The sequence below is a fragment of the Pseudomonas triticicola genome (assembly GCF_019145375.1).
Lineage (GTDB): Bacteria > Pseudomonadota > Gammaproteobacteria > Pseudomonadales > Pseudomonadaceae > Aquipseudomonas > Aquipseudomonas triticicola.
In genome coordinates, this window is the sequence record NZ_JAHSTX010000001.1 from 150534 (window position 1) to 175578 (window position 25045).

The following is a 25045-nucleotide window of genomic DNA, read 5'->3' on the forward strand; positions in this document are numbered from 1 at the left end:
ATGAAATACCTATGCCTGGTCTACAGCGATGAACGCTTGCTGCACACCTCGCCGGACAGCCCGGAAGACGCCGAATGCTGGGCCTACGCCGAGTCGATTCAGGGCAGCGGGCGGATGATCGCCGCTGAAGCGCTGGAATCGGTGGAGACCGCCACCACGGTACGCATGCGCAACGGCAAGGTGTCGATCACCGACGGGCCTTTCGCTGAAACCAAGGAGCAACTGGCCGGTTTCTACCTGATCGATGCCAAGGATCTCAACGAAGCGATTCAGGTCGCCGGCAACATTCCGGCAGCGCGGGTCGGCAGCGTTGAAGTGCGCCCGGTGCGGCAGTTGAATGTCTGACGTCAGGGCGCGGGTCGAGCAGGTCTACCGCGAGGATTCGCGGCGGATTCTGGCCACGCTGATCCGCCTGCTCGGTGATTTCGACCTCGCCGAAGAAGCCTTGCACGAGGCGTTCTTCGTCGCGGTCGAGCGCTGGCAACGCGACGGCGTGCCAGACAACCCGCGTACCTGGCTGGTCTCCACCGGACGTTTCAAAGCCATCGATGTGCTGCGCCGGCGCGCGCGGTTCAAGGCGTCGCAACCGTTGCTGCTGGCACAACTCGATGAGCTCGAACAGGCTGACTGGAGTGGCGAAGACGTGGAAGACGATCGCTTGCGGCTGATTTTCACCTGCTGCCACCCGGCACTGGCGGCGGATGCGCAGGTGCCGCTGACCATGCGCGAAGTCTGCGACCTCACCACCGAAGAAATCGCCCGCGCTTTTCTCTCGGCGCCGGCGGCCATTGCCCAGCGCATCGTGCGCGCCAAGGCCAAGATCCGCGACGCGAAAATCCCTTACCAAGTGCCCACGCTGAACGAATTACCCGAGCGCCTCGACAGCGTGTTGCGGGTGATTTATCTGGTGTTCAACGAAGGCTATTCGGCCTCGGTCGGTGCCGAGCTGATCCGCGAGGATCTGACGCGCGAAGCGATTCGGCTGGGGCGCTTGTTGATGGAGTTGCTGCCGGAGCCGGAAGTCATGGGTCTGCTGGCGCTGATGCTGCTGCACGAATCGCGTCGACCGGCGCGCACTTCGCCGAGCGGTGAACTGGTGTTGCTCGACGATCAGGATCGCTCGTTGTGGGACGCCGGGTTGATGGCCGAAGGCTGCGCGCTGGTCGAGCACGCCCTGAGTACGCGACGCTTCGGGCCATATTGCCTGCAAGCGGCGATTGCAGCGGTGCATGCGGAAGCGCCGTCGGCGGCGGAAACGGACTGGCAGCAGATTGTCGGTCTGTATGACGTATTGCTGCGTGCAATGCCGTCGCCGGTGATCGAGCTGAACCGCGCGGTGGCGGTGGCCAAGCGTGATGGTGCGTTGGCCGGGTTGTTGTTGGTTGAAGGGATTCTGGCGCGGGGGGAGTTGCAGGATTATCACTTGGCGCATTCGGCGCGGGCGGAGTTTTGTCGGCAGTTGGGCCGGGTGGAGCAGGCGCGGGCGGCGTATCAGCGGGCGCTTGAGCTGACGCGGCAGGAGCCGGAGCGGCGGTTTATCGAGGGGCGACTGAGGGACCTGGGTTGATCTGGAAGCTGCGTCGGTGCGGCTGGCCCTTTCGCGAGCAGGCTCGCTCCCACAGGTGATTGCATTTCACTTTTGGGAAGCTAGGTCCCACAAGTGAGCGCATTCCAAGTGTGGGAGCGAGCCTGCTCGCGAATGGCAGCGCCGCTTATTCGAGCATCTTGCTGAGCAACCAGCTCCCCGCCGGCCCCGGCGGATACAAGCGCGACCACAAGGCGTCGACAAACACCGGTTTCGGCCAGCCGCGCACATTCAGCTCAATCAGCAATTCATTGGCATAACGCTGCACCAGCCACCTCGGCAGTGGTGCCCAGCCAAAACCCTTTTCAGCCATTTCCAGCAGCATCAGGTAACTCGGCGCCGACCACACCCGGCCTTTGCCGCGACTGTCGTAGGGATTGACGATGGTCGCCAGCCGCAATTCGCGATATTGCTCGAGAATCTGCTGATCGACATGCTCAAGCTTCGCCAAAGCATGCTCGCGGCTGACGAACAGGGCTATCTCCGTGCGCTCTGCCACCGTCGAGGTCACCAGATCCGGCGGGTAGTTGTCCTGCATTTCCGCGAAGGCCAAATGCGCTCGGCCGCGCTGGACCAGTTCGATCAGGTCGTCACACTCGGCAATCAGGCATTCCAGCTCAAGCTCCGGATAACGCTGCTCGAAACCCACCAGCGCCGCCTCGAAACGATAGGACTGATAAGTGTCGGAAATCGCCACGGTCAGCTTCGGTTCCACGCCTTGCGCCAATTGCCGAGCGCTCATTTCCAGGCGGCTGGTGGCAGCCAGAATCGCCTCGGCTTTTTGCAGCATGACGTGGCCGGCGGGGGTGAGCGTGGGCTTGCGGCTGCTGCGGTCGAACAGCTGCAGATCCAGATCGATCTCCAGGCTTGCCACTGCCGCGCTAATGGTCGATTGACTGCGGCCCAATTTACGCGCCGCTGCGGAAAACGAGCCTTGCGTCGCCGCCTGGACAAACGCCAACAGTACTTCCTGCGAAGCCATGAACTATCGCCTTGATCGATGGTTATTGGTTTTGAAGTATCGGTATTAAGTTGGATCATGGCAACCATCGTCAAACAAGGAGTCAGGCCATGACTGCCCACAAGTCCATTACCGAACGTGTTTTCCAGGCGGTTGGTTTCGAGTTTCTTGCCATCCTCATCTGCACACCGCTGCTCGCGTGGATCATGCAAAAGCCGCTGCTCGACATGGGCGCGGTGACCGTGTTGATCGCGCTGTTGGCGCTGGCGTGGAACGTGGTGTTCAACCGGTTTTTCGACCGTGCATTGGCGCGGATGAATCTGCCGCACAACGCCTGGGTGCGTGTAGTGCATGCGTTGCTGTTCGAAGGTGGACTGATCGTGATGGGCGTGCCGCTGATTGCCTGGTGGCTGTCGGTCAGCCTGTGGCAGGCGTTGTTGCTCGACATCGGCGTGCTGCTTTTTTTCCTGCCGTACACCTACGTCTACCACTGGGGTTATGACGTACTGCGCGAGCGCTTCATGACCCGCCGCGCATATGAAAGCTGAGGTAAACCTGTGGCGAGGGGATTTATCCCCGTTGGGCTGCGTAGCAGACCCGATTTTGGGGCCGCTCCGCAGCCCAGCGGGGATAAATCCCCTCGCCACAAACAGTCTGTTGGTTGAGGTCAGAGAAACATGCCGCCAGATGCCTCGACCCGCTGACCGTTGATCCACTGCCCACCCTCTGACAGCAGCAGCGCCAGTGCACCGCCAATATCATCCGGCAGCCCCACACGACCCAGCGCGGTGTTGCTGGCAACCATCGCGTTGACCGCGCTGTTGTCGCGCACCGTGCCACCGCCAAAATCGGTTTCAATCGCACCCGGCGCCAGAACGTTCACGCCAATCTGCCGCGCCCCAAGCTCTTTCGCCTGATAACGCGTCAGCACTTCCATAGCACCTTTCATCGCCGCGTACGCGCCGTAACCCGGCAGGCTGAAGCGGGTCAGACCGCTGGAGATATTGACGATCCGCCCACCCTCATTGATCAGCGGCAACAGTTGCTGGGTCAGAAAAAACGGCCCTTTCAACTGCACGTTCATCAGCAGATCGAATTGCTCGGGGGTGGTTTCGCTGAACAGCGCATGCACGCCGACCCCGGCGTTGTTGATCAGGAAATCAAAGCGCTGTCGCTGAAAAGTCTCCACCAGTGCTTGTTCAACCTGTTCGGCAAACGCGGCGAAGTTTTCGCTGTGGCCGACGTCCAGTTGCAGCATCGCCGCTTTCGCGCCGAGTGCCTGCAATTCAGTGACCAGCGCTTGGGCCTCGTCGGCGCGGCTGTTGTAGGTGCCAATAATGTCAATGCCTTGCGCGGCGAGGTGCAGGGCGGCGCTGCGGCCGAGGCCACGACTGGCGCCAGTGATCAGTGCGATTTTGCGGTTCATGCTGACTTCCTCGATTGCATTGATTGGGGATGGAAGAAGTTTATTTATCCGCCCTGAGGTGATAAACACGGCAAAAGCGGAATCACTGATCGGCTCAGCCGAACAATCACCGGGGCTTGTCATGAACAAACTGGAACTGCTGCGCACTTTCGTCCGGGTCAGCGAACTGTCGAGTTTCACCCTCGCCGGTGAAAGCCTCGGCCTGCCGCGCTCCACGGTGTCCGAGCAGGTACAGGCGCTCGAAGCCTTGCTCGGCACGCGGCTGTTGCAGCGCACCACGCGCAAGGTGCAGGCCACACAGGATGGTCTGGTGCTGTACGAGCGCAGCAAAGATCTGCTCTCGCACATGGATGAGATTGAAGGATTGTTTCGTCAGGACGAGGCTTCGCTGACCGGGCGCATCCGCGTCGATATGCCGAACATCCTCGCGCGACGCTTGATCATGCCGCGCCTGCCGGAATTCATGGATCGCCACCCGAATCTGCAGATGGAAATCAGCAGCACCGACCGCCGCGTCGATCTGCTCAGCGAAGGTTTCGACTGCGTGTTGCGCATCGGCGCGCAGCCGGATCAGTCGGTGGTCGCCCGGCATCTTGGCGACTTCCCGATGGTCAATTGCGCCAGTCCGGCTTACCTGCAACGTTACGGCGTGCCGCAGACCATCGAGGATCTGGCGCAGCATCGGCTGGTGCATTACGTCGGCGTACTGGGCTCGCGTTCGGAAGGGTTTGTGTATGAGGAGGGTGACGAAGTGCGACGGGTGGCGATGGCCGGCAGTGTCACGGTAAACAGCACCGACGCCTATGAAGCGGCGTGCCTGGGCGGCTTCGGCCTGACGCAGGTACCGCGCACCGGCATGCAGCCGCATCTGGAAAATGGCGAACTGGTGACCGTACTGCCGCAACACACCGCACCGCCGATGGCGATTTCCTTGTTGTACGCGCGGCAACGGCATTTGCCGCTGCGGGTGCGGGTGTTTATGGATTGGCTCGGCGAGGTCGTACGTTCAACGCTCTGACATTGAGCACATTGCCCCTGTGGGAGCGAGCCTGCTCGCGAAAGCGCCATGTCATTCAACATTGATTTATCTGACACACCGACTTCGCGAGCAGGCTCGCTCCCACAGGGAGGACTGTGTTGTGTGTGGGATTTGCGCTCAATAATCCCCACGCTTGCGAAACGCCCAGCGCCCGGCAATCACGGTGAACGTCGCCACCAACGCGACCAGTACCCAAAATCCGTGCGGGTCCTGGGACAGCGGCACACCGCCGACATTCATCCCAAAAAAACCGGCAATAATGTTGATCGGCAAGGCCAGCACTGTCACCACCGTCAGGGTGAACAGCGTACGGTTGCTCTGTTCGTTGAGGTTGGCGGCGATTTCTTCCTGCAACAGTTTGATGCGTTCGCCGAGGGCGGTGAGGTCGTTGATGATCAGCGCAAACTCCTCGGTGGATTTGCGCAACTCCTTGACGTCCTCCTTCTGCAACCACGGCGGCGGACGATTGAGCAGGCGCAGCAGCGAACCCGGCTCCAGCGCCAACAGCCGTTGCAGACGCACCAGCACGCGACGGTTGGCGCCAAGTTCGGCGCGGTTGGTCGACAGGCGCGAGGAGAGCAGTTCGTCTTCGACCTGATCGACACTCAGGCTGGTCTTGCGCACGATCTGCGTCAGCACTTCGCCCTGATCGCGCAGCAAATGCACGAGCAGTTCCGAGGGCGAGCGAAAGCACTCGCCGGCCTTCACCGACGAACGCAATTTATCTACCGAATGCAGCGGTTGCAGGCGCGCGCTGACGATCAGTTTGCTGCGCACGCAGACCCACAGCGTCGACACGTCGGAGGAAACCATGCTGCTGAGGTTGAACACCACATCGTTGACCACCGCCAGCAGCGCCGAATCGACATGCTCGATGCGTGTCGATCGCGAACCTTCGTGCAGTGCTTCGAAAAACTCATCGGGCAATTGCAGATGACTTTTCATCCAGCGCTCGCACGCGGCATGGGCCAGGTTCAGGTGCAGCCAGAGAAACTCTTCGCTGTCACCGTCGTCCTGCAAACAGCGCAAAGCCGTCGCCGAATCGATCTCGCGCCCGCGCTCCCCGGGCAGGAAGCGAAAGCCGTAGAGCAAGCCAAACAGGTCCGGGGCGCGATGGCTGATATCGAGGCTGTGGTTCATGGCGGCTCGCTGCGAGGAGGGTGTCTGGTGGGGGATTTTCAGGTTCACCTGAGCGGCATCATCGCAAGCCAACATGACCATTTTGTGACAGTAAAGTAACTGCAAATCAATGCGTTACCGACTGTCGGACGATTCTCAAGAAGCCCTCTGGCGCGCCGATCTCAGGTGAGTCAGGTTGCGCGCCATCGGCCCTTGGCCATGGTACGTCGACAGGGAAGTCCGGCCATTTTTCACGTCCGCTCGGGCGTGCCTCATCCCTGCTTCGAGTACCCTGCAATGCTGCAAAAATCCCTGAGAACGCAAATTCTCGCCCTGCTGAGCGGCAGTCTGCTGGCGATATTGTTGATCGCGCTGGCCTGCTTTCATTTCCTCTCCAACGGCGTGCAAAGCTATAGCCAGTTGATCGCCGGCCCGTTGCACACTTCGCAATTGATCGATGAAGCCAACCTGCAATTCAAAGTGCAGGTGCAGGAATGGAAAAACGTTCTGCTGCGCGGCAAGCAACCGGCGGATCTGGCGAAATACTGGAGCCAGTTCGAAGAGCGTCAGCGCGACGTGCAGAATATTCTCGGCGAACTGGCCGGCCAGAAAGGCATCGAGGCCAATCTCAAATCCCGCATCGAACGCTTGCGCGAAGAGCATCGCCAGTTGGGCGCGGCCTACCAGAAAGGCCGCGATGCCTACGTCACTGCCGGTGGTGATCCGAGTGCCGGCGACGCGGCGGTCAAAGGCGTCGATCGCGCCACCAGCGAGCAGATGAGCGCACTGGTCGCCGAGCTGCGCGAGCAGGGCACCGCGCAATCGGCGTTGATCAGCGCCAGCGCTGAGCGCACCGTGTGGCTGGGGCTGTTGGTGATGCTCGCGTCAGGCTTGTTGATCGGTCTGCTGAGCCTGTGGCTGGTCAGCCGCAACCTGATCGAGCCGATCCGCAACCTCATCGATTACGTCACCCGCTTGAGCCGTGGGCAGTTGGCTGAACGTGTTGTCAGCGAGCGTCGCGATGAACTGGGCAACCTCGCCGCCGCAGCGAACACTCTGCGCGATTTTCTCGCGGACACCTTCACTCGCTTGCAACGCAGCGCCGGTGATCTGGACAGCGCCAGCGGCGAGTTGAACGCCATTGCCACGACCATGGCCGGCGGCACCAGCGAGCAATTCAACCGCACGGATCAAGTGGCCACGGCGATGAATGAAATGTCCGCCACAGCCCAGGAAGTCGCCCGTCACGCCGCCGATGCCGCGCGTGCTGCGGATGATGCCGATCAGTCGGCGCAGCAGGGTGAAAAGGTCATGCAGACCACCATTCACTCGATCACGCAGATGCGCGGCGAAATCGCCAACACCGCCACGGTGATTCGTCGCCTGGAAACCGACAGCGGTCGTATCGGCAAGGTGCTGGAAGTGATTCGTGGCATCGCCGAACAGACCAACCTGCTGGCGCTCAACGCGGCCATCGAAGCGGCGCGGGCGGGTGAGGCCGGGCGTGGTTTTGCCGTCGTCGCCGATGAAGTGCGCAACCTCGCCCAGCGCACGGCGGAGTCGATCATCGAGATCAACCAGATCATTCAGAACGTGCAGACGGGCGCTGTCGATGCCGCGCAGGCTATCGAGAGCGGCCAGGCGCGCAGTGATGAAAGCGTCGAACAGGTGACCCAGGCCGGCGCGATGCTGGAGCGCATCACCTTGGCCGTGGAAGCGATTCGCGACATGAACCGGCAGATCGCCACGGCCGCTGAAGAGCAGACTTCAGTGGCCGAGGATATCTCGCGCAACCTGACTGAAATCACCGCGATTGCCAGCACCAACCTCGACAACGTGCAGCGCACCGAAAGTGCCAGTCAGAACCTGCATGGGTTGTCGGGGCAGTTGAATGAGGTGACGGCGCGGTTGAGTGCTTGATTTTGGGTGGCGGTTTGTCAGCCCCTCACCCTAACCCTCTCCCGGAGGGAGAGGGGACTGGCCGCAGGGAATGTGTGAATTGCACCGAACTTGCGATACCGAGTCGAACTCGGGTTTGAGCGGCCCGCAAATCGGCTCCCTCTCCTGGGGGAGAGGGCTGGGGTGAGGGGGATCGAGTTCACAGACCACACAAAGTTTGCGCCCCAATCCGCAGCCACAAAAAAGCCGCACGATCGTTAAATCGTGCGGCTCTTTAACAGCGGTCTATCAAGTGTCTTGCTTGTTGCTCAGCACTTTACCGGTGGTGGCATCAAAGTCCACGTCGAACTCTTTGCCGTCAGCAGTTTTAAGTTCAACTTCATACTCGTAACCATTGAAGTGGTTATCCAGATCGGTGTCGGTAATCGTTGCGCCCGGGTGCAGTTTCAGTGCTTCGGCGTTCATCGATTCCAGCGACTTGATCTTGCCGTCCTTGACCAGTTGCGGGATCTGGTCGATGCGAACATCAGCCTGAGCCAGGCCTGCGGTGAGGGTCAGGGCAGCGGCGGTAAACAGGGCAGTCAAAGTTTTCATCGGTTCATTCCTTGGCAGTGCGTTGAAGTGGTTGATCTGTGTAAGTGGGTTCAGATTAACCAGCGCAACTTAATTCACCCTTAAATCTCTGCTCCGCGATAAAACTGCTCTTTGCGGGAGCGAGCCTGCTCGCGAAGCAGACGACTCGATAACAAGTCAGAAACCGTTCTTCTTCAGAACCTCATCAACACTGCCAACAGCCGGACGCTTGTAAAACTTCAACAGTTCACTGGCGCGGTTGGTAAAGATGCCGTCGACACCCGCTGCCATGACTTTCTCGTAGTCCACCGCCTCGTCGACCGTATAAACATGCACCAGCATGCCTTGGTCGTGGGTGTACTTATTCATCCACGGTTGCACCAGGTCGGAGTAACTCTGATCACCACCCTGAGTCAGCTTCGCCGAAGGGCCGGTGCCGATCGCGCCCTGGGCCTTGGCGTAGTCGACCCATTGCTTGAATTCCGCTTCTGACTTGGGTTCCTGCTTGCCGTAGAAAACGTTTTTGTCTTTCTCGCCGGACGCGGCAAACGTCACGGCGGATTTCGGCTCGATGCTGCCTTCGCCGACCCACAACAGCAGAATCTTCGGCACTTGCGGCATTTCCTTTTCCAGCAATTGCAGGCTGTTTTTATCGAAGGTCTGCAGGATCACCTTGCCTTTGCCCTGACCGACGCCGAGCGCACTTTTCGCCAGTTTCGAACCGGCCGGACTGAGCCAGCCGCGATCCTGCAGTTTTTCCTTGAGGTCATGTTCGATGCCGGGAAACAGCTGCGGCTCTTTGGTTTCAATGTACAGGCCCGGCTTGTGCTGGGGGTTGGCGCGGGCGATGTCGATGATTTCATCGAGGGTAAGAATCTTCAGCCCGGCGTAGGACGGGCGTGCGCGGTCAGGATATTTGCTGTTGAACCAGCTGCCGGCATCGAGGGTTTTCAGTTCGGCCATGGTGAACGCGGTGGCCGGGCTGTCCTTGCGCTCGGGGAATTTACTGGCGACGTCGGTGGTGCGTTGCAGGTTGTCGTCGTGCAGGGCGAAGAGCACGCCGTCCTTGCTGCGCTGCAAATCCATTTCCAGGTAATCGGCGCCGAGGTCGCGGGCCAGTTTGTAGGCCGCAGCGGTGGATTCCGGGGCATCGAACGACGCGCCACGGTGGGCGATCACCGCTGGATGCGGAATGCCGTGGGCGGCAGCGATTGCCTTGGGCTCCGGGTGGCTGGCGGCATGCGCCTGACCGAGGCCGAACAACAGACTCAGCACCAGAGCGCTTCGGGTAAAAGTGGCAGGCATGGTCGAGTTCCTTTCGCAGGTTTTTTTCGAGACGTACCTTTTAACAATTGACGCGCCGCAGGGCTATCGCCAGACCGACATAAACCGAGCAAAACGGAAATTTCCTGCACTTTTGTGGCGCTGTTTGCAGTACGCTTGCCCTCGGCAGACGCTCCGGCAGAGGGCGCGCCGCTGCGTTGCCCTGCGTGTAAACCATCGATCATCTTTCGTGAGGTTTACCATGCGCATCACCTCTCAACTCATCTGCCAGGCCGCCGACGATCTCAAAGGCTTCGTTGGCCTCAACCGCAAGACCGGCCAGTACATCGTGCGCTTCAGCGAAGATTCGTTCGGCATGGACGTGGCCGACAACGGCATCATCCCGGTCAGTGAATTCGTCTGGGCGAAGGCGTCGGAAACCACCATGACCCTCAAGCGCGAGTTGATTCAGTTGCTGCTCGATCAACACATCGACGACCGCATCAACATCACCGAGCCGTTGCGGGTTTACATGAGCAAGGTCGAGGTGCCGGAGATTGTTGCGGTGCGGAGTCTGGTGCGCGGTTGAGGTTTTGCTGTGTGGTTGCGGGCCTCTTCGCGAGCAGGCTCGCTCCCACAGGGATTTTCTGAACGCCACAGATCCAATGTGGGAGCGAGCCTGCTCGCGAAGGCGGCGTTGGGGGCGCCGCCAACCTCACTGGCCGAGTGCATAACGCTCAATCCCGCAATCCGCAGGCTTCGATAAATGCGCGAACCAGCGGTGGCATTTTTCCTTTTAGGGCGGCGCGTTCCGGCTGGAACAGCGTGGCGACGAAAAACGGATGTTTTTTCAATTCGATAGCGCGCAGATCCCCCTCCGAATCACGGCCTACCGCTTGTAGCTGATCGCTCATCAAATGCTGTTCGAACTGCGGATTCACGCCGTAGCGGCAGCGATAGCCTTCTTCAATTTCAGACTTTTCGTACGCCTTGGCGATCAACGAGCCGGGCTGGAGGTGAATGACGTCGATGGCTTCAACCAGCGAGCAGCTCAGCGGCGTGAGCACAGCGCGTTCGGATTCTGGCGAGGTTTCCCCATGCTCGGCGTCGGCCCAGCCCAGCACATTGCGCGAATATTCCAGAACCGCGTGCTGAAAACCGCCGCAGGTACCGAGGAAAGGTCGCCCTTGCTCGCGGGCAAAGCGGATTGCTCTTAGCGCACCGTCTTCACTTTTATAAGGGCTGGCGGGTACACACCAGAATCCATCGAATTGAGTCAGCGCAGTGTCGGTGCCGATCTCTTCAGTGGCCAACCACTCGAACTGCACGGTGCGTTGCAGGTTTTCGGCGACCAGGCCGAGTGCAACCGGGATTGCTTGGTGGGCGGTGACTTGAGGGTCGTAGTCGCCAATCAGGGCGATGCGAATGGCGCGATTTTCCATGGGATTTCCCTACGCTTGCTGATGGATGGCAGTCACTATAGATCGCGTGATTGCCATCCCACTATCCCGAGTTTTACCTGGTGACTGAGACTACCGCCATCACCCCGACACCTGCTCATTGGCAAACATGCTCACCGCATCCACCGCCTCACTGGCGCCATCGCGAATCTGCAGAATCACCGTGCCGGCCTGATTGGCCAGTTCCACGCCTTCTGCGGCGCGGTCGCGGGTGCCTTGCATGCTCTTGATCGCCTGCCGTGTTTCGCTCTGGATCAGGCTGATCATGGTGGAGATCTCCGCAGTGGAACCGCTGGTGCGCGCCGCCAGTTGCCGTACTTCATCGGCCACCACGGCAAAGCCGCGGCCCTGTTCACCGGCGCGCGCGGCTTCGATGGCGGCGTTGAGGGCGAGCAGGTTGGTCTGATCGGCGATCGCGCGGATAGTGTTGACGATGGCGGTGATCTGCTCGGAGCGGTCGCCCAGTTGTGCGATCAGCGTTGAGGACTGGCTGATGTCCTCGGCGATTTCGCGCATTTCGCTGGCAGCCTGTTGAATCACCTGCGTACCTTGCTCGGCGACTTTTCGCGTCGCTACCGAGATGTGGTAAGCGGTGCTGGCACTGCGCGCGTCCTGCTCGTGTTGCTCGACACGGGCGGTAACGTCAGACGCGAACTTCACGACTTTGTACAAGCGCCCCGAAGCGTCGTAGACCGGGTTGTAGTTGGCCTCCAGCCAGACGATCTGACCGCGTTTATCCACGCGCTCGAACTGCCCGTGGAAGAACTCGCCCTGATTCAGGCGCCGCCAGAAATCCTGATAGGCGCCGCTGTTGACCAGCGCCGGGGTGCAGAACAGGCGGTGATGCTGGCCCTTGAGCTCTGCGAGGCTGTAACCCATGCGCGTGAGAAAATTCTGGTTGGCGGTAAGGATATTGCCGTCGAGATCGAACTCGATCACCGCCATCGCGCGATCGATCGCCTGCAGCTTGGCGCTGGCCTCGTTCTCCTGCTGCACCTTGGCGGTGACATCCATCGCGTACTTGACCACTTTGATCACCCGTCCCGATGCATCCTTGATCGGGTTGTAACTGGCCTCGAGCCAGATCGGCTGGCCTTTGCTGTCGACCCGTTCAAAGGTGCCGGACTGGAACTGACCGTTTTTCAGGCGCGACCACAGCTCAGTGTATTGGGCACTGCGACCGAACTCTGGTGTGCAGAAATGCCGGTGCGGCTGGCCGATCGCCTGGGCAGCCGTGTAACCCATGGTCTTGAGGAAATTGTCATTGGCACGCAACACCACGCCATCAAGATCGAACTCGATCACCGCCATCGAACGGTCGATCGCTTCGAGCATTGCAGCCTGGTCAAAAACGGTGTGTTGCAGTTCAGCGAGGGCGGCTTTCTGGCGATTGAAAAACATGCTTGCGATACTCGGGAAGTGGGGAAAATCAAAAGGATTCAGTCCCTATTCCTGCGCCGGCAGACCGAAATGCACAGACGGCATTCGGTGGTGACTGCTCAATGCCAGCGTTCCGTTACTGGCAGATGGCTACTTATACAAAACTTAATAAAGTTGTACAAGAAAGGAATTTTTCACAAGTTTGTATAACTTTTTACGAGATTAGTTGTACACGGCTCGACGAGCCGGTGATTCACCGCTGATACAGTGCCAGGAACATCTCCAGCGCCGACTCGGCAACTGCATTCTGCGCGTCTGGATCAAGGGCCGCGCGACCCAGCGAGATCTGCGGCCAGAACGCGAATGCCTTGAGCAAACCTTGTACTTGATGCGCGGCAAATTCTGGATCCACCGGCTTGAGCCGTCCGTCGGCTTGCGCCGCGCGTATCCAGACGGTCAGGCCTTCCTCGCGCTCGCCCATGCGCTCGATCATGTTCTGCGCACGTTCAGGGGAATGAATGGTTGCGGCAATCGCCACCCGGGCGAGGGTGAGAAAATTCTCGTCAGCCATCATCTGCACTTTTTCTCGCAGCATCAGGCGCAACTGCTCATGCAGCGGTTGCTCGCGGTCGTAGCTCACCGATGGCTCGGCAATGATCCGCGCCCACAACTGATTAAGGATCTCGGCGAACAGCTCTTCCTTGCTCGGGAAGTGGTTGTACACCGTCCGCTTCGACACGCCGGCCGTGGCGGCGATCTTGTCCATGCTGGTGATTTCGAACCCGTGGGCACGGAATTCGGCGATCGCCGCCTGGATGATGGCTTCGCGTTTGCGATCGGTGAGGCGTTGTGGAGCGGTCATGAGCGGACTTCGGTAGAGAAGAAAGGAAATTACACTCGGCAGTTTACTTGGCGTCGGCTTTGATGCAACCTAGAAACTACACCGCTTAGTGTAATGTTGCGTTAATCGTCGCACCTTACAAACCAGAGCGTTTGGCCTTTGCGTGCAGCTTGGCCATTTTCATTTCCCGTGGAATACCGTGCAGCACACGGTTTTTCGGAGTCGTTCAGTCATGGCCAATCCAGTCTCACTCCCGGATAAAACTCCCACGCCTGAAGCCTCGCGCCAGGATCAAGGGCTGTTTCGCAATCATGCGCCGGTTCAGCGCGAAGGCCTGCGCAAAATGCTGCGGATCATGTGGAACATGATTTTCCACAAACCGCGCGACACCCGTCCGAGCGCCGCCATTCCTGTACAGCCGCTGACCCGTGAAGATCTGCTCGCAGCGCCCAATCACAGCGTTTACCGCTTGGGACACTCGACGCTGTTGCTGAAGATGCGCGACAAATTCTGGATCACCGACCCGGTCTTCGCCGAGCGCGCCTCGCCGGTGCAATGGGCGGGTCCGAAACGCTTCCACCAACCACCGATCAGCATTGACGAGCTGCCACCGATCGAAGCGGTGATCCTCTCGCACAATCATTACGACCATCTCGACTATGAAGCGGTACTCAAACTCGCCGCCAAAACCACTTACTTCCTGACTCCGCTGGGCGTGGGCGACACCCTGATCAAATGGGGCGTCGACGCCAGCAAGGTGCGCCAGTACGACTGGTGGCAGGGCACCGAAATCGCCGGTATCCGCTTCATCGCCACCCCATCGCAGCACTTCTCCGGCCGTGGCCTGTTCGACGGCAACAGCACGCTGTGGGCGTCATGGGTGATGATCGACGCCGACACACGAATCTTCTTCAGCGGCGACAGCGGTTACTTCGACGGCTTCAAACGCATCGGCGAACAATACGGCCCGTTCGACCTGACCCTGATGGAAACCGGCGCCTACAACGTCGAATGGCCCCACGTGCACATGCAACCGGAAGAAACCCTGCAAGCCCACATCGACCTCAAGGGCCGCTGGCTCTTCCCGATCCACAACGGCACCTTCGACCTGGCCATGCACGCCTGGCACGAACCGTTCGACCGCATTCTTGCCCTCGCGTGGGAACGCAGTATTGCGATTACCACACCGCGAATGGGGGAGGCGTTCAACATTGCGCATCCACAACGGGGGAGTGCGTGGTGGATGGCGGTTGAAGAGGAGGGGGAGGCGCTTGCTCAGAATGCCTGACGCGTTCGCCTCAAGCGAATACCACTTCAATACGGCCCTCTTTCCGTGATCGGGGGGCCGATTTGACTACAATTTGCACATCTCGTCCGAGACGTGAAAGGCATTCCATCATTTTGGCCTCACTGATTCCGCGAAATTTGCCACGCAACATTTCGGAAAGCTTGGGTTGTGAGAGTCCCAAGATTTCTGACGCCTGAATCTGAGTGAGATGACGCGCCTTAATGATTGCGCCAATTTTCGCTGCGAGCTGCGACTTCACCTGCATTTCACTTGCATTGGGTAAGTCCAGATCGTGATAGACGTTTCCGCTACCTACTTCAATCTTCATGGTTTTCTGATCCTTTCGCATGTTCCTGGGCGGCTCGAAGTCTGTTTCTGATCAGATCAATGTCCGACTGGGCGGTTTTAATCCCGCTTTTCGACTTTTTCTGAAAGCAGTGCAAAACGTAAATTGCACTGCCAAAACGAACCGTATAAATGGCGCGGTAGGTGTCAGTGTCGAAGTCTTCTATCAACTCCAGGACACCTGCGCCTCCGAACCCTTTCAATGGCTTTGCATCTGAATACTTCAGGCCACATTGAGCCAGATCCAGTGCGTGACCAAAAACGTCTTGGACCTCTGTGGGCATCTGCTTGACATCTTTTTTACTACTGCAGACCCACATAAGCGGCTTCCTTGCACTCATGCGAAATATACCTATTTTGGAATAATTATCAAATTGCCATTTCAGTCAGCCATCGCAAACTCCCCACGCCCCACCGATTCCCCCGCCATAGCCTGCGCCCTGACACTGCGCCCCGGTGCAAACCCGGGGAAGAACACCAACCCCTGCGCTTCAAACCGATAAGCCAGTGCCAGTCTCGCGGCGTCCGCCACGTCCTGCTGCGCTTCGAACCGCTGGATATCTACCACCGCCACTTCGGCCTCGCGCGACAGTTGTTCAACGCTCCAGCCCAGCATGGCGCGGGCCTGGACGCAGTGGGTCGGGGTGAACTGGAAAAGGGCAATGCGTTCGAGGACGTGGTTCATCGCAAGAGAGGCCATGGTGTGCTCCGGGCTCAAAAGTGCTGATTGAAAATGTACTGTGTTTTTGTACAGTTGTTTTCGGCCGGGATCAAACGCATTTTTCGAATTTGCCTAGTTCGTCGGCTCCAACCAGACGGACGGTGCCTGTCCCAGCACACGCCGAAACATCGTCGAAAACGCCGCCGGGCTCTCATAGCCGAAGTCCAGGGCAATCCGCGTCACCGCTTCCCCCGTCGCCAACCGTGCCAACGCCCGCACGACGCACGCCTGCTGGCGCCACTGACGAAAGCTGAGCCCGGTCTGCTGCCGAAACAATCTGTTAAAGGTTCGCAAGCTTATGTGTAACTGATCGGCCCAATCCTGCGGCGATTGGTGGGCATTGGGCATGTTCAGAAAGGTCTGACACAGACTGAGGAGTTTTCCTTCGGCGGGCATGGGAATGTGTAGGGCAAGGGGCGCGCTGCGTGCCAGTTCATGCAACAGCAAGTTGATCAGCACACCGTCGCGTCCGGCCTGGTCGTACATCAGTGGCACGTCCACCGCTTCCATCAGCAAATGCCGCAGCAGCGGCGACACATTGAGCACTTGGCAGTCCGGCCCCAGATCCACGTTGCCCGGTTCGACATACACACTGCGCGTGCTCACCCCGAGCATCAACACCTCATGGGCCACGCCCGGTGGAATCCACACCGCGCGCTGCGGCGGCACCACCCAGTTACCGTTCCGGGTGCTGACTTGCATCACGCCTGTTGCGCCGTAGAGCAATTGCCCACGGCGATGCGTATGAAACGGTAGTAGGTAGCCGTGGGAATAATCGGTACCGATGGCCACGACCGTGCGAGGCGTGTCATCGAGCTGATTGATCGAAATATTGCGCATCAGGCGTGTTCCAGCGATTGGCGTAAACGCGAACATTATTGGCCCAACTACTGAAGCCGGCCAATGCCTGACGCACTAATGTCACGGCTCCCAGTTCTGGACGCTCACCATGTTCTACCTCCTGCTTGCACTGTTCGGCTGCCTCACCGGCATCAGCGCCGTGCTCTTCGGTTTCGGCGGCGGGTTCGTCATCGTGCCTCTGCTCTATCGCATGCTCACCGCCAGCCACGCAGCTGACGACCCCATCGCGCAATCGGCCATGCACATCGCCGTGGCCACCTCGACCTGCGTGATGATCGTCAACGCCCTGATCGCCACACGCAAACACCAACGCGCGGGCAATCTGCTCAGGGAATATCTTTGGCCATTGGGCGGGTTTATCGGCGTGGGCGCGATCGTCGGCGCCATCGCTGCGATGTGGGTCAACGGCCAAGTCATCCGCTACGCCTTCATCGCCTATATAGGCGTGACCATCGTCGATTGCCTGCTGCGCCAAGGATTTCTCACACAGTCCCAAACCACTTTCCCACGGCGACTGACCATGACGGAAACATCCGCCGGCGGTGTAGGCATCGGCGCCGTCGCAACCTTCCTCGGCGTAGGAGGAAGCGTCATGACCGTGCCGCTGCTGCGCCGTTGCGGGTTGAGCATGTCGCAAGCCACATCGCTGGCCAATCCGCTCAGCGTGCCGGTAGCGTTGGCCGGCACACTGACGTACATGGCGCTGGCCGGTTTCACCGGGGCTGATCTGGGCGTTTGGTATATCGGGTATGTCGATGTGCTGGCGTTTGCGCTGCTGACGGTTGGCTCGTTGCTGGGGATCAGATTGGCAGCGCGGTGGATTGGGCGGATACCGGATAGAATGCATGCCCAAATCTATGTTGGCTTACTTATGCTAGTGATGCTGGGTATGTGGACGAGATGAGCTAATGCGGTTAACCGGGTTAATCTTGCTGAGGTCAAACAGAACACACGGGGAACGTCATGTCGATCAGTGAAAGTGACTGGAAGAAATTCAAGCAACTGCGCAAAATCGCGCTCGACCGTTTTTGCCAAGGTGTGCTCGCCGATACCAAGACAATCACACAGCACGGTGCGCTGTCAGCCCATGCCCGCTACGGCATGATCTACGGTTTGATCAATGATCGAAACCGCGACATGGCTCGCATGTTCGATGGTCTGGCTCGTTCCTCCGCGCTTTGGAAACTGACGCTCATGGTCTCGCATGATTTATTGACCCATGCGGAGTTGTCGATTCTGAGCGAGGAAGTGCAGAAGCTGACTTCTGATATTGAACGTCGGGCTTACGAAATTGAGTGGGTCGAAGAGATCGTTCGAGATGACTGACCCAATGTCACCCGCGCTTCCAAGAGAACCTGAATGTTGATCTTCAATTGCACCGAAGCCGCCAGCAAGTTCTTCAGCCGTGTTCATAAAGGCAAAACGATCACGCCGGTGGACACCAAACCGCCGTCATCAGTTATTGAGGATGATGAGCTGAACGGCGCGGACGAACAGTGGTTGGTTCATGCGATCACTGTGCAGCGCAAACATGTGTTGTTGGTCCTGCACATCAAAACCCGCTATTGCGTGATCCTGGCTGACGCGAAAAAAGCCGACGATCACGAGTTCGTTTTGCGCTTCACCGAGCGTTGGGTGAATGGCCTGATGATCAATGCCCAAAACCATGGCCTCGGACAATGGCTAGACCCCGAGGTGATGTTGGAGCGGATGCAACAGACTTGTGAGCACCAGCGATTCTATCGGCGCGGCCATCGCAGCGCGCAAAAACACATTGATGAAATTGCCTGGTGTTTTCGAGACAAGGTCGCTGGAACGGGTTGCTTACCACCCAATGAAGTCACGGCGATGGTTTTCGACGAACAAATGAACGACACGCCAAGAAACAGCAAGGGAGCCAAGTCCTACTACTTCCCGGACGAGGAAATGACGCTTCACTGGCTGCGCCATTATTGCTTCCTCGATGATGTCCAGCTGCACGCTGCGAAAGAGCGTCGGCATCAAGTCGCGCGGGAGATCGCGGAGATGGAGCGCAAGGCTTTTAGGGAAGAGTATGAGAGGCAGAATTCTAGGAACTGAGTTTGGCCCGTCACCATCTGCGACGCTTTTTTACGGGCAACGGCCCGCTCATTCAAGGATGAAACGATGCATCTTGGACTGTTGCGCATCAACTTGGCTTTAGCACTTATAGCTTTATGTCTCTCACCGCGCGCCTGGGCCGAAGACAGTAGGCAAGTCTTCACCGGCACCTTGGGTAAAGCCGCGATTGTTGTTGAACTCGACGCGCGCTACAACGAAGGCCGTTATTTTTACCGAAAATACCGAACCGACCTTGCGCTGGAAACTAGTAAAGACGGCGACGCGTTGGTGATGCTGGAAGGCGCTGCAATGGACGGTGACTCGCGCCCGACCTTGCGCTTGCTGCCCACACTCAGCGGTTGGAGCGGCGAGTGGAAGGCCCCTTCCGGAAAAACGCTAAAAGTGGACTTACAACCCGCCAGGCTTCCTGATGTTCCTGCAGGTGCCGCGCCATATCTGGCGCAACTGCATGACACACAGCCCTACGAATACCTGCGGCTCGAGGGTTTGCTGTTGAAAAAAGGCAAGACCGAAACCTTCATGGGCTACACCCTGCAGTGGTGGAGCGAGCCGAAGTCGGGGGCTTCGCTGTTTGAAGTGGTATCGGGTTACGCCCCGGCAGCGCAGGAACGCATCAATCAATATTTGAGGGCGCGGTTATGGAGCGAAGTGTCGCAGTATTACGGTTGTTCGGGGAGTTACACGCAATCCGCGCAGCCGCTGTGGATGTCGTCTTCAGTCATGAGCGTGCGAGTGTCCACCGAGTATTATTGCGGCGGTGCGTATCCTGATCAAAATAATGAATCGCTGAACTTCGATACGCGGACTGGGCAACTGTTGAGCCTTGAAGATGTGCTGTGGGTGGGCCAGGGTGAGCCGCTGCATCGTGAAGAATCACCTGACGCATCTTCGGAGGAAAACTCCAATTACCGCGCCAAAGAACTCGCCCCTTGGCTCGTCGAACAATTGTCGAAGCGTTACCCTACCGAAATGACCGTTGTCGCTGAGGGCGAAAATGATTGCGGCTATGACGAGCCAGAACCCTGGCAATTTCCTACATGGCAGTTTGGAGAAAAAGGCGTCACCTTTTTTCCGTCCTATCCGCATGTCATGGCAGTTTGCGGATACGTCGAATGGGGCGTTCTACCCTATGGTCTGCTCAAGCAGCATCCGGGTGCCGTGAAACTGCAACTGCCCGAAAGCTAACTCTCATTCCAACCCCGGCGCTTCACGAATAATGAAGTGATCCAGGTTCTCGATATTGGCATTGAAGACCTCGAAAGGTTTTTCGGGGTTCTTCTTGCCGGGCACCTGCTTCAGCTCCGGCGTCACCCCATAGAAGAAACAGAACAACGCCTTGTCGCTATCCACCGCGTGCTTGATCTCCTCCAGAAACGCCTTGCGCTTGCGGTAGTTGTCGATGAGCTTTTTGTTCAGATAAACGCTGACCGGATACGGCTTCTTCTTACTGTCCTCGGGCTTCTTGAACCAGACCTTGTCCTCGAAATCGATACGAAAACTGGCACTGTGGAAGTCCTCGATCTTCTTGATCCGCCCCCAGTAAATCAGCCCCTTGTTGTCCGTCAGATACTCGATCTTCTTGAAGAACGAACTGTACGGCGCCGTATGCTCGCCAATCTTCAACGGCATGCGCTTGAGCAAATCCTTGTCGGCGAAGTTGGAAACAAAACACTCCACCGGATGCGCAAACACACTGGTCTTGTCCGGCGCCGACTCACGACCCACCGACTCTTTACCACTCTCCGCCATCACCCGCGCCGGATCATCCCGCAACACATCCGCCGCCCCCGCTGGCGTGACAGGCTTGCGTACATACTCACGCCGGGTCAGCAATAACTCCGATGGGAAATGCTCCTCACGCCCGTCATCCACCTCGCCATCCGCCGTCTCAACGCCAGACGCCGACGCCTTCAAACTCGCATACGGACAACCCGGCACATGCTGCGTAGTCGGCAGATTTTTGAAGTGCGGCGTGCGCACGTAATTCACATTCTTGGCGTTGAACGTGCCAAGCTCATTGGAACCCTCGACCGCCGAACGACAGTCATCGTTGGGGCACTGGAAGTGTTCCTTCGCCGAGTCAAATGCCACCGTCTCATCGAAATTGAGATCGCGAACGTCATAGATCGACAACTTGTCGTCGAGGCTGAGGCAGTAGGCGAGATCGAATTTCATGGTGGGGCTCGGATCCTTGAGTGAGGGAGGGGTATTAATAGCGGGAGGCGGCGCGGGTTGCACTGATTGTTTTCAGGGTGATGCGGGATTTGTGGGAGCCAGCCTGCTGGTGATTCTTCGCATCAATACAATATCGAATCCAGGTGCCCACTCGGCAGCAACAACTCTCCCTAGTCACAGAGTTTATTCCTCTGGAATCAGCCTTTTCACCCTTTCATAAAGCGAAGCTGTAAACGCCACGCGATCATTCGAATGGTGGCAACGACGATGGCAATTCGGACAAAGTGCTACAGCGTTCGAGACTTGATCCGAACCCTTATCTGCAAGTGGTTTGACATGGTGGACTTCAAGAAACGGCAGATCATGCATCTGAAACGGAGCCGGGTCGCCACAGCCTTCGCAATGCCCCTCAGCTTCATTTCGAACCCAGGCTCTAACCTCGGGATCGCGAACGTAAACCGTGCGAGTACTTGACGCTTTCTTTGGTTTCTTTATGCCTCTCGGCGGCTCTTTTATGTGCTTCTTCTGAATTGCAGCAGCGCGACGCTCTAGTGTTTCTTCCTCGGCTGTCGGAATAGCAGGGTCGCCCGGCTGGAAGCCGCGATTTGTGAGAGCTATTCGTATTAACTGCTCAACGTTCGAACCAACGTTTTTCGCCGGTTTGTAACCCTTAATGGGTTTCCGATCCATCGTCATCAAGACTTTGGAAATGTTCTGCATTCGGAATTCGACAGAGCCTTTTGTACGAGTCGACAAGGCTGATGCGCGTAGTTCACGATTCTCATGTGCCTTGTTGAATTTGTGACCCGCGAGTTCTAAATCAAGCATTCTGAGATAGGTGTCAACCGCTGCCTCAATCTCAGCAACAGTCCAGTCAGTGTCTTTTTTCTTGTCGCTCATAAAATCGCCGAGGGGTTGAAAACCCTCGGACGATACTGAGTGGCCATCACGGCTGTCTAGGAAAATTCCTACAGAAAATAGCGACGGATCTCTCGAGATCCGACAACCACATCGCTAACCCATCGAATGCTTCGAAGACTGAAACACCTGCGTGACCCTTCGCCACCAGGAGTTCTCTACCGAAGCCCGACGTGGATTTTGATCATTTAACAGATAAGGCATATCCCGAAGCCGAATCCAGCCCTCATCCTGCCAATGCAGCAAACTCAAAGACATTTCCGGCCAATCCAACAAACTCAACATTGGCCGATGTGAATCCCCCGAATCCTGCGCATCGCGCAATGTCGGCACTACCTCATTAGTCAACCACTCACGCAGCAACCGATTTCCCGGTACGTAGTGATAGATTAATAGTGCATACACCCCCGATTCACTGAGCATCAGATGCTGTTCTGGTTCTCGAAAGTACTCGATCCGCATGACGCGGCGTTGATCGCTATCTAGCTTGTGGACCACCCGATCATTCAGGTGGAAGCCCATCAAACGGCCAACATCCCGGGCGGAGAACCATGGCTGATTTTCGAGTAGAAGGGCATGTAGAAAAAGGTTGTGGCGAGAGAAAACAGTTACCGAGCATGGATCAGACATATCTATGACCTCTACGTTTTAGATTTTGGGAGGGCCTGACCCCAACGTAGAGCGGACTTAAGAAATCCCAACGAGCAGAGCAGTTGTCACCGACGAATTACGCGTCTGTGTCACTGACGAAGCTTTCTACGTTGGGCGTTTCTTAGGCACCTGCCACAGAGCTTAGTAGCGCTCGCAGCAGGCTTCAATGGGAAGCGACTGTAAGTGCTGTAGGAGATTGAGCGCTGTGACGTAGGCGTAAAGAGGCTCACCGATTGCCCATAAAAAAGCCCCGATCAGATCGGGGCTTTTTGCTTTCTCGACTTGTCGACTCAGGCAGCAATCGTCAAATCATGCCAAGCGAGACTACTAGTCCCAGCTCAGAGCACCACCAGTTTGGTATTCGATCACGCGCGTCTCAAAGAAATTCTTCTCTTTCTTCAAGTCCATAATCTCGCTCATCCAAGGGAACGGGTTAGTCGTCCCTGGATACTCTTCTTTCAAACCAATCTGAGACAAACGACGGTTAGCGATGAACTTCAGGTAGTCCTCCATCATCGCCGCGTTCATGCCCAGTACGCCGCGAGGCATGGTGTCACGGGCGTATTCAATCTCCAGCTGCGTACCCTGCAGAATCATCTGGGTCGCTTCTTCTTTCATCTCAGCATCCCACAGGTGTGGGTTTTCGATTTTGATCTGGTTGATCACGTCGATGCCGAAGTTCAGGTGCATGGATTCGTCGCGCAGGATGTATTGGAACTGCTCGGCGACGCCGGTCATTTTGTTGCGGCGGCCCATGGAGAGGATTTGGGTGAAGCCGCAGTAGAAGAAGATGCCTTCCAGCACGCAGTAGTAGGCGATCAGGTTGCGCAGCAACTCTTTGTCGGTTTCCGGGGTGCCGGTTTCGAACTTCGGATCGGAGATCGAGCGGGTGTACTTCAGGCCCCAGGCTGCTTTCTTCGCGACCGATGGGATCTCGTGGTACATGTTGAAGATTTCGCCTTCATCCATGGCCAGCGATTCGATGCAGTACTGGTAGGCGTGGGTGTGGATCGCCTCTTCGAACGCCTGGCGCAGGATGTACTGGCGGCATTCCGGGTTGGTGATCAAACGGTACACGGCCAGGACCAGGTTGTTGGCCACCAGGGAGTCGGCGGTGGAGAAGAAGCCGAGGTTGCGCATGACGATGCGGCGCTCGTCGTCGGTCAGGCCTTCCGGGTTTTTCCAGAGGGCGATGTCGGCGGTCATGTTGACTTCTTGCGGCATCCAGTGGTTTGCGCAACCGTCCAGATACTTCTGCCAGGCCCAGTCGTACTTGAATGGCACGAGTTGGTTGAGGTCGGCGCGGCAGTTGATCATGCGCTTTTCGTCAACGGCGACACGGGCGGAGGCGCCTTCGAGTTCGGCGAGGCCTTCGGCGACGTCGAGGGAGTTCAGTGCAGCCTTGGCGCGGGCCACGGCGGCCGAGTCGTCGGCGGTGACGGCGCGGGCTTCCAGCGCGGCGGCGCCGCCAGCGTTGTCGAGGCGGTCCATGTTGGCTTCGCTTGCGTGGCCGGCGTTGGCGCCTTTCACGGTTGCGACTTCACTGTCTTCTTTATCGAATTCGTCCCAGCTCAGCATGACGTGTCGTCTCCTGCGTGAGGGCTTGTGCCCGTGTGAAACCTGATGGGTTGGTTTTTCACACGGCCAAAGCCGCGTTGGATGTCGTTTTTTGCAGCGCTGCACGCAGGCAAATAAACAGAAATTTTGACGGGTTCCGAGAGCCTCTGATGGGCGCAATCAGCGTCGGGCACTGTTGCGGGGCTTCAGAATGGCTTTTGCTCCCTGTAAGGGAATATTGCTGACCCGTATAGGGCGGCATTATAGGGAAATTTTTACCGGCGTGGTGCGGCGAATCGGCTCATGTGAGGCCGAGGAGGGGGTGGATTTCGGTCCGACCGAGGGATTACAGGGCTTTGCGCGGAGTCGACCCCGGCAGATTTTTTTTCGTTAATTTTTTGGCAGGTGTTTTTTTGTTTAAAAAATAGCCAGAAAAGTGGGTTTTTCACTATATCTAGTGTTTTGCAAGCGTTTTTCACGGCTCCAGACACAACTGAGCCCGACCGAAGCCGGGCTGGAATCGACCCTCAATGTAGCGCTGAGCGATCCGATTCGGTGCAGTCTGATTCAGTTCGTGCAGCCATTGCCCATGATGCTGTAGCGCAGGATGTGGCGTTGGCCTTTGGAGTCGTCGTATTCCATTTTTGCCGGTACTACTTCGCAGACATTTGGAATTTCGCTCATCGATACAACTTTGGCGATGTCCAGGTGTGTGGAGTATGTGTATTCCTCGATGACCGGTTGTTGCTGTGCGACATCAGTCGGGACCTCGTCTGCCATGGCGGTTGCGCACAGACTGCTGAGGGCCAGAACCAATAAAGCTTTCATTTCTAATTCACCTTTTTGAGGTCGAGTGGGGTCACGCAACCTTTTTAGGGTTGCG

At 57.8% G+C, this 25045-nt stretch carries 28 protein-coding genes; 11 read left to right on the forward strand and 17 right to left on the reverse strand.

Annotated features, from left to right (window positions below):
• Together KVG85_RS00635 and KVG85_RS00640 are read left to right on the forward strand one after the other, a co-directional pair.
• Positions 1-345 (forward strand): YciI family protein, encoded by a 345-nt coding sequence (locus tag KVG85_RS00635; RefSeq protein WP_039758054.1) that lies wholly within the window; start codon positions 1-3, stop codon positions 343-345.
• On the forward strand, positions 338-1567 hold the full coding sequence (locus KVG85_RS00640; RefSeq protein WP_217862723.1) for an RNA polymerase sigma factor: 1230 nt from the start codon (positions 338-340) through the stop codon (positions 1565-1567). The genes KVG85_RS00635 and KVG85_RS00640 overlap by 8 nt, the downstream gene beginning before the upstream one ends.
• Before the next feature lie 145 nt (positions 1568-1712).
• On the opposite strand, the gene KVG85_RS00645 is transcribed toward KVG85_RS00640, so the two are convergent.
• On the reverse strand, positions 1713-2567 hold the full coding sequence (locus KVG85_RS00645; protein ID WP_217862724.1) for a LysR family transcriptional regulator: 855 nt from the start codon (positions 2565-2567) through the stop codon (positions 1713-1715).
• Between the two features lie 89 nt (positions 2568-2656).
• Between KVG85_RS00645 and KVG85_RS00650 the strand changes: the two genes are divergently transcribed.
• Positions 2657-3094 (forward strand): multidrug/biocide efflux PACE transporter, encoded by a 438-nt coding sequence (locus tag KVG85_RS00650; RefSeq protein WP_110646582.1) that lies wholly within the window; start codon positions 2657-2659, stop codon positions 3092-3094.
• 119 nt (positions 3095-3213) lie between these two features.
• Here the strand turns inward: KVG85_RS00650 and KVG85_RS00655 are convergent, their stop codons facing one another.
• Positions 3214-3972: an SDR family NAD(P)-dependent oxidoreductase gene (locus tag KVG85_RS00655; protein WP_217862725.1), complete on the reverse strand. Its 759-nt coding sequence runs from the start codon at positions 3970-3972 to the stop codon at positions 3214-3216.
• A 121-nt stretch (positions 3973-4093) separates the two neighbouring features.
• On the opposite strand from KVG85_RS00655, the gene KVG85_RS00660 reads away from it, so the two are divergent.
• On the forward strand, positions 4094-4990 hold the full coding sequence (locus KVG85_RS00660) for a LysR family transcriptional regulator (RefSeq protein ID WP_217862726.1): 897 nt from the start codon (positions 4094-4096) through the stop codon (positions 4988-4990).
• A 138-nt stretch (positions 4991-5128) separates the two neighbouring features.
• On the opposite strand, the gene KVG85_RS00665 is transcribed toward KVG85_RS00660, so the two are convergent.
• A complete protein-coding gene (locus tag KVG85_RS00665) occupies positions 5129-6151 on the reverse strand; it encodes a transporter (RefSeq protein WP_136492879.1) in 1023 nt (340 codons plus the stop codon).
• A gap of 276 nt (positions 6152-6427) precedes the next feature.
• Here KVG85_RS00665 and KVG85_RS00670 point away from each other — a divergent pair, with 276 nt between their 5' ends.
• Positions 6428-8050, forward strand: coding sequence for a methyl-accepting chemotaxis protein (locus KVG85_RS00670; protein WP_217862727.1), 1623 nt, complete (start codon positions 6428-6430; stop codon positions 8048-8050).
• A gap of 267 nt (positions 8051-8317) precedes the next feature.
• Here KVG85_RS00670 and KVG85_RS00675 read toward each other — a convergent pair whose 3' ends face one another.
• Both KVG85_RS00675 and KVG85_RS00680 read right to left on the reverse strand, forming a co-directional pair.
• On the reverse strand, positions 8318-8623 hold the full coding sequence (locus tag KVG85_RS00675) for a PepSY domain-containing protein (protein ID WP_030142484.1): 306 nt from the start codon (positions 8621-8623) through the stop codon (positions 8318-8320).
• A gap of 156 nt (positions 8624-8779) precedes the next feature.
• Positions 8780-9907: a glycerophosphodiester phosphodiesterase gene (locus tag KVG85_RS00680; RefSeq protein ID WP_122704241.1), complete on the reverse strand. Its 1128-nt coding sequence runs from the start codon at positions 9905-9907 to the stop codon at positions 8780-8782.
• Positions 9908-10127: 220 nt separating this feature from the next.
• Between KVG85_RS00680 and KVG85_RS00685 the strand changes: the two genes are divergently transcribed.
• The gene (locus KVG85_RS00685) at positions 10128-10454 is read left to right on the forward strand and encodes a DUF2025 family protein (protein ID WP_217862728.1); all 327 of its coding nucleotides are present in this window, start codon (positions 10128-10130) and stop codon (positions 10452-10454) included.
• Positions 10455-10602: 148 nt separating this feature from the next.
• Here the strand turns inward: KVG85_RS00685 and KVG85_RS00690 are convergent, their stop codons facing one another.
• From KVG85_RS00690 to KVG85_RS00700, 3 genes are all read right to left on the reverse strand, one after another.
• The gene (locus KVG85_RS00690) at positions 10603-11307 is read right to left on the reverse strand and encodes a CTP synthase C-terminal region-related (seleno)protein (protein ID WP_217862729.1); all 705 of its coding nucleotides are present in this window, start codon (positions 11305-11307) and stop codon (positions 10603-10605) included.
• A 99-nt stretch (positions 11308-11406) separates the two neighbouring features.
• Entirely contained in the window at positions 11407-12726 is a 1320-nt protein-coding gene (locus KVG85_RS00695; RefSeq protein WP_217862730.1) for a methyl-accepting chemotaxis protein, read from the reverse strand.
• A 232-nt stretch (positions 12727-12958) separates the two neighbouring features.
• Positions 12959-13567, reverse strand: coding sequence for a TetR/AcrR family transcriptional regulator (locus KVG85_RS00700; RefSeq protein ID WP_016773570.1), 609 nt, complete (start codon positions 13565-13567; stop codon positions 12959-12961).
• A 211-nt stretch (positions 13568-13778) separates the two neighbouring features.
• On the opposite strand from KVG85_RS00700, the gene KVG85_RS00705 reads away from it, so the two are divergent.
• A complete protein-coding gene (locus tag KVG85_RS00705) occupies positions 13779-14834 on the forward strand; it encodes an MBL fold metallo-hydrolase (protein ID WP_217862731.1) in 1056 nt (351 codons plus the stop codon).
• A gap of 10 nt (positions 14835-14844) precedes the next feature.
• Here KVG85_RS00705 and KVG85_RS00710 read toward each other — a convergent pair whose 3' ends face one another.
• From KVG85_RS00710 to KVG85_RS00725, 4 genes are all read right to left on the reverse strand, one after another.
• On the reverse strand, positions 14845-15162 hold the full coding sequence (locus KVG85_RS00710; protein WP_217862732.1) for a helix-turn-helix domain-containing protein: 318 nt from the start codon (positions 15160-15162) through the stop codon (positions 14845-14847).
• Positions 15152-15463: a type II toxin-antitoxin system RelE/ParE family toxin gene (locus KVG85_RS00715; RefSeq protein ID WP_217864914.1), complete on the reverse strand. Its 312-nt coding sequence runs from the start codon at positions 15461-15463 to the stop codon at positions 15152-15154. The genes KVG85_RS00710 and KVG85_RS00715 overlap by 11 nt, the downstream gene beginning before the upstream one ends.
• 98 nt (positions 15464-15561) lie before the next feature.
• Positions 15562-15879 carry an XRE family transcriptional regulator gene (locus tag KVG85_RS00720; protein ID WP_217862733.1) on the reverse strand — a complete coding sequence of 106 codons (318 nt, stop codon included), beginning with the start codon at positions 15877-15879 and terminating at the stop codon, positions 15562-15564.
• A 93-nt stretch (positions 15880-15972) separates the two neighbouring features.
• A complete protein-coding gene (locus tag KVG85_RS00725; RefSeq protein WP_217862734.1) occupies positions 15973-16740 on the reverse strand; it encodes an AraC family transcriptional regulator in 768 nt (255 codons plus the stop codon).
• A gap of 109 nt (positions 16741-16849) precedes the next feature.
• Here KVG85_RS00725 and KVG85_RS00730 point away from each other — a divergent pair, with 109 nt between their 5' ends.
• The 4 genes from KVG85_RS00730 to KVG85_RS00745 all read left to right on the forward strand — a co-directional run bounded on the left by KVG85_RS00730 (position 16850) and on the right by KVG85_RS00745 (position 20046).
• Positions 16850-17665: a sulfite exporter TauE/SafE family protein gene (locus KVG85_RS00730; RefSeq protein WP_217862735.1), complete on the forward strand. Its 816-nt coding sequence runs from the start codon at positions 16850-16852 to the stop codon at positions 17663-17665.
• A gap of 59 nt (positions 17666-17724) precedes the next feature.
• Positions 17725-18087, forward strand: coding sequence for a hypothetical protein (locus KVG85_RS00735; protein WP_039758005.1), 363 nt, complete (start codon positions 17725-17727; stop codon positions 18085-18087).
• Between the two features lie 33 nt (positions 18088-18120).
• A complete protein-coding gene (locus KVG85_RS00740) occupies positions 18121-18840 on the forward strand; it encodes a DUF6933 domain-containing protein (protein ID WP_217862736.1) in 720 nt (239 codons plus the stop codon).
• 66 nt (positions 18841-18906) lie between these two features.
• Positions 18907-20046, forward strand: coding sequence for a hypothetical protein (locus KVG85_RS00745; protein ID WP_217862737.1), 1140 nt, complete (start codon positions 18907-18909; stop codon positions 20044-20046).
• Positions 20047-20049: 3 nt separating this feature from the next.
• On the opposite strand, the gene KVG85_RS00750 is transcribed toward KVG85_RS00745, so the two are convergent.
• The 5 genes from KVG85_RS00750 to KVG85_RS00770 all read right to left on the reverse strand — a co-directional run bounded on the left by KVG85_RS00750 (position 20050) and on the right by KVG85_RS00770 (position 24990).
• Entirely contained in the window at positions 20050-21036 is a 987-nt protein-coding gene (locus KVG85_RS00750) for a hypothetical protein (protein WP_217862738.1), read from the reverse strand.
• 183 nt (positions 21037-21219) lie between these two features.
• Complete coding sequence (locus KVG85_RS00755; protein WP_217862739.1) at positions 21220-21936, reverse strand: HNH endonuclease; 717 nt, start codon at positions 21934-21936, stop codon at positions 21220-21222.
• A gap of 114 nt (positions 21937-22050) precedes the next feature.
• Positions 22051-22584 carry a BRO-N domain-containing protein gene (locus KVG85_RS00760; RefSeq protein WP_217862740.1) on the reverse strand — a complete coding sequence of 178 codons (534 nt, stop codon included), beginning with the start codon at positions 22582-22584 and terminating at the stop codon, positions 22051-22053.
• Positions 22585-22932: 348 nt separating this feature from the next.
• Entirely contained in the window at positions 22933-24183 is a 1251-nt protein-coding gene (locus KVG85_RS00765) for a ribonucleotide-diphosphate reductase subunit beta (protein ID WP_016773579.1), read from the reverse strand.
• 546 nt (positions 24184-24729) lie between these two features.
• Positions 24730-24990 carry a DUF2790 domain-containing protein gene (locus tag KVG85_RS00770; protein ID WP_016773580.1) on the reverse strand — a complete coding sequence of 87 codons (261 nt, stop codon included), beginning with the start codon at positions 24988-24990 and terminating at the stop codon, positions 24730-24732.
• Positions 24991-25045: the final 55 nt, after the last annotated feature.

What these genes read in the sequence shown, in the direction of transcription:
- KVG85_RS00750 (WP_217862738.1), bottom strand. Translation starts at nt 21,036, where the DNA reads ATGAAATTCGATCTCGCCTACTGCCTCAGCCTCGACGACAAGTTGTCG.
- KVG85_RS00675 (WP_030142484.1), bottom strand. Translation starts at nt 8,623, where the DNA reads ATGAAAACTTTGACTGCCCTGTTTACCGCCGCTGCCCTGACCCTCACC.
- KVG85_RS00685 (WP_217862728.1), top strand. Translation starts at nt 10,128, where the DNA reads ATGCGCATCACCTCTCAACTCATCTGCCAGGCCGCCGACGATCTCAAA.
- KVG85_RS00700 (WP_016773570.1), bottom strand. Translation starts at nt 13,567, where the DNA reads ATGACCGCTCCACAACGCCTCACCGATCGCAAACGCGAAGCCATCATC.
- KVG85_RS00690 (WP_217862729.1), bottom strand. Translation starts at nt 11,307, where the DNA reads ATGGAAAATCGCGCCATTCGCATCGCCCTGATTGGCGACTACGACCCT.
- KVG85_RS00635 (WP_039758054.1), top strand. Translation starts at nt 1, where the DNA reads ATGAAATACCTATGCCTGGTCTACAGCGATGAACGCTTGCTGCACACC.
- KVG85_RS00640 (WP_217862723.1), top strand. Translation starts at nt 338, where the DNA reads ATGTCTGACGTCAGGGCGCGGGTCGAGCAGGTCTACCGCGAGGATTCG.
- KVG85_RS00645 (WP_217862724.1), bottom strand. Translation starts at nt 2,567, where the DNA reads ATGGCTTCGCAGGAAGTACTGTTGGCGTTTGTCCAGGCGGCGACGCAA.
- KVG85_RS00660 (WP_217862726.1), top strand. Translation starts at nt 4,094, where the DNA reads ATGAACAAACTGGAACTGCTGCGCACTTTCGTCCGGGTCAGCGAACTG.
- KVG85_RS00650 (WP_110646582.1), top strand. Translation starts at nt 2,657, where the DNA reads ATGACTGCCCACAAGTCCATTACCGAACGTGTTTTCCAGGCGGTTGGT.
- KVG85_RS00720 (WP_217862733.1), bottom strand. Translation starts at nt 15,879, where the DNA reads ATGGCCTCTCTTGCGATGAACCACGTCCTCGAACGCATTGCCCTTTTC.
- KVG85_RS00680 (WP_122704241.1), bottom strand. Translation starts at nt 9,907, where the DNA reads ATGCCTGCCACTTTTACCCGAAGCGCTCTGGTGCTGAGTCTGTTGTTC.
- KVG85_RS00745 (WP_217862737.1), top strand. Translation starts at nt 18,907, where the DNA reads ATGCATCTTGGACTGTTGCGCATCAACTTGGCTTTAGCACTTATAGCT.
- KVG85_RS00655 (WP_217862725.1), bottom strand. Translation starts at nt 3,972, where the DNA reads ATGAACCGCAAAATCGCACTGATCACTGGCGCCAGTCGTGGCCTCGGC.
- KVG85_RS00730 (WP_217862735.1), top strand. Translation starts at nt 16,850, where the DNA reads ATGTTCTACCTCCTGCTTGCACTGTTCGGCTGCCTCACCGGCATCAGC.
- KVG85_RS00670 (WP_217862727.1), top strand. Translation starts at nt 6,428, where the DNA reads ATGCTGCAAAAATCCCTGAGAACGCAAATTCTCGCCCTGCTGAGCGGC.
- KVG85_RS00760 (WP_217862740.1), bottom strand. Translation starts at nt 22,584, where the DNA reads ATGTCTGATCCATGCTCGGTAACTGTTTTCTCTCGCCACAACCTTTTT.
- KVG85_RS00725 (WP_217862734.1), bottom strand. Translation starts at nt 16,740, where the DNA reads ATGCGCAATATTTCGATCAATCAGCTCGATGACACGCCTCGCACGGTC.
- KVG85_RS00665 (WP_136492879.1), bottom strand. Translation starts at nt 6,151, where the DNA reads ATGAACCACAGCCTCGATATCAGCCATCGCGCCCCGGACCTGTTTGGC.
- KVG85_RS00770 (WP_016773580.1), bottom strand. Translation starts at nt 24,990, where the DNA reads ATGAAAGCTTTATTGGTTCTGGCCCTCAGCAGTCTGTGCGCAACCGCC.
- KVG85_RS00705 (WP_217862731.1), top strand. Translation starts at nt 13,779, where the DNA reads ATGGCCAATCCAGTCTCACTCCCGGATAAAACTCCCACGCCTGAAGCC.
- KVG85_RS00710 (WP_217862732.1), bottom strand. Translation starts at nt 15,162, where the DNA reads ATGAAGATTGAAGTAGGTAGCGGAAACGTCTATCACGATCTGGACTTA.
- KVG85_RS00735 (WP_039758005.1), top strand. Translation starts at nt 17,725, where the DNA reads ATGTCGATCAGTGAAAGTGACTGGAAGAAATTCAAGCAACTGCGCAAA.
- KVG85_RS00755 (WP_217862739.1), bottom strand. Translation starts at nt 21,936, where the DNA reads ATGAGCGACAAGAAAAAAGACACTGACTGGACTGTTGCTGAGATTGAG.
- KVG85_RS00695 (WP_217862730.1), bottom strand. Translation starts at nt 12,726, where the DNA reads ATGTTTTTCAATCGCCAGAAAGCCGCCCTCGCTGAACTGCAACACACC.
- KVG85_RS00765 (WP_016773579.1), bottom strand. Translation starts at nt 24,183, where the DNA reads ATGCTGAGCTGGGACGAATTCGATAAAGAAGACAGTGAAGTCGCAACC.
- KVG85_RS00715 (WP_217864914.1), bottom strand. Translation starts at nt 15,463, where the DNA reads ATGCCCACAGAGGTCCAAGACGTTTTTGGTCACGCACTGGATCTGGCT.
- KVG85_RS00740 (WP_217862736.1), top strand. Translation starts at nt 18,121, where the DNA reads ATGTTGATCTTCAATTGCACCGAAGCCGCCAGCAAGTTCTTCAGCCGT.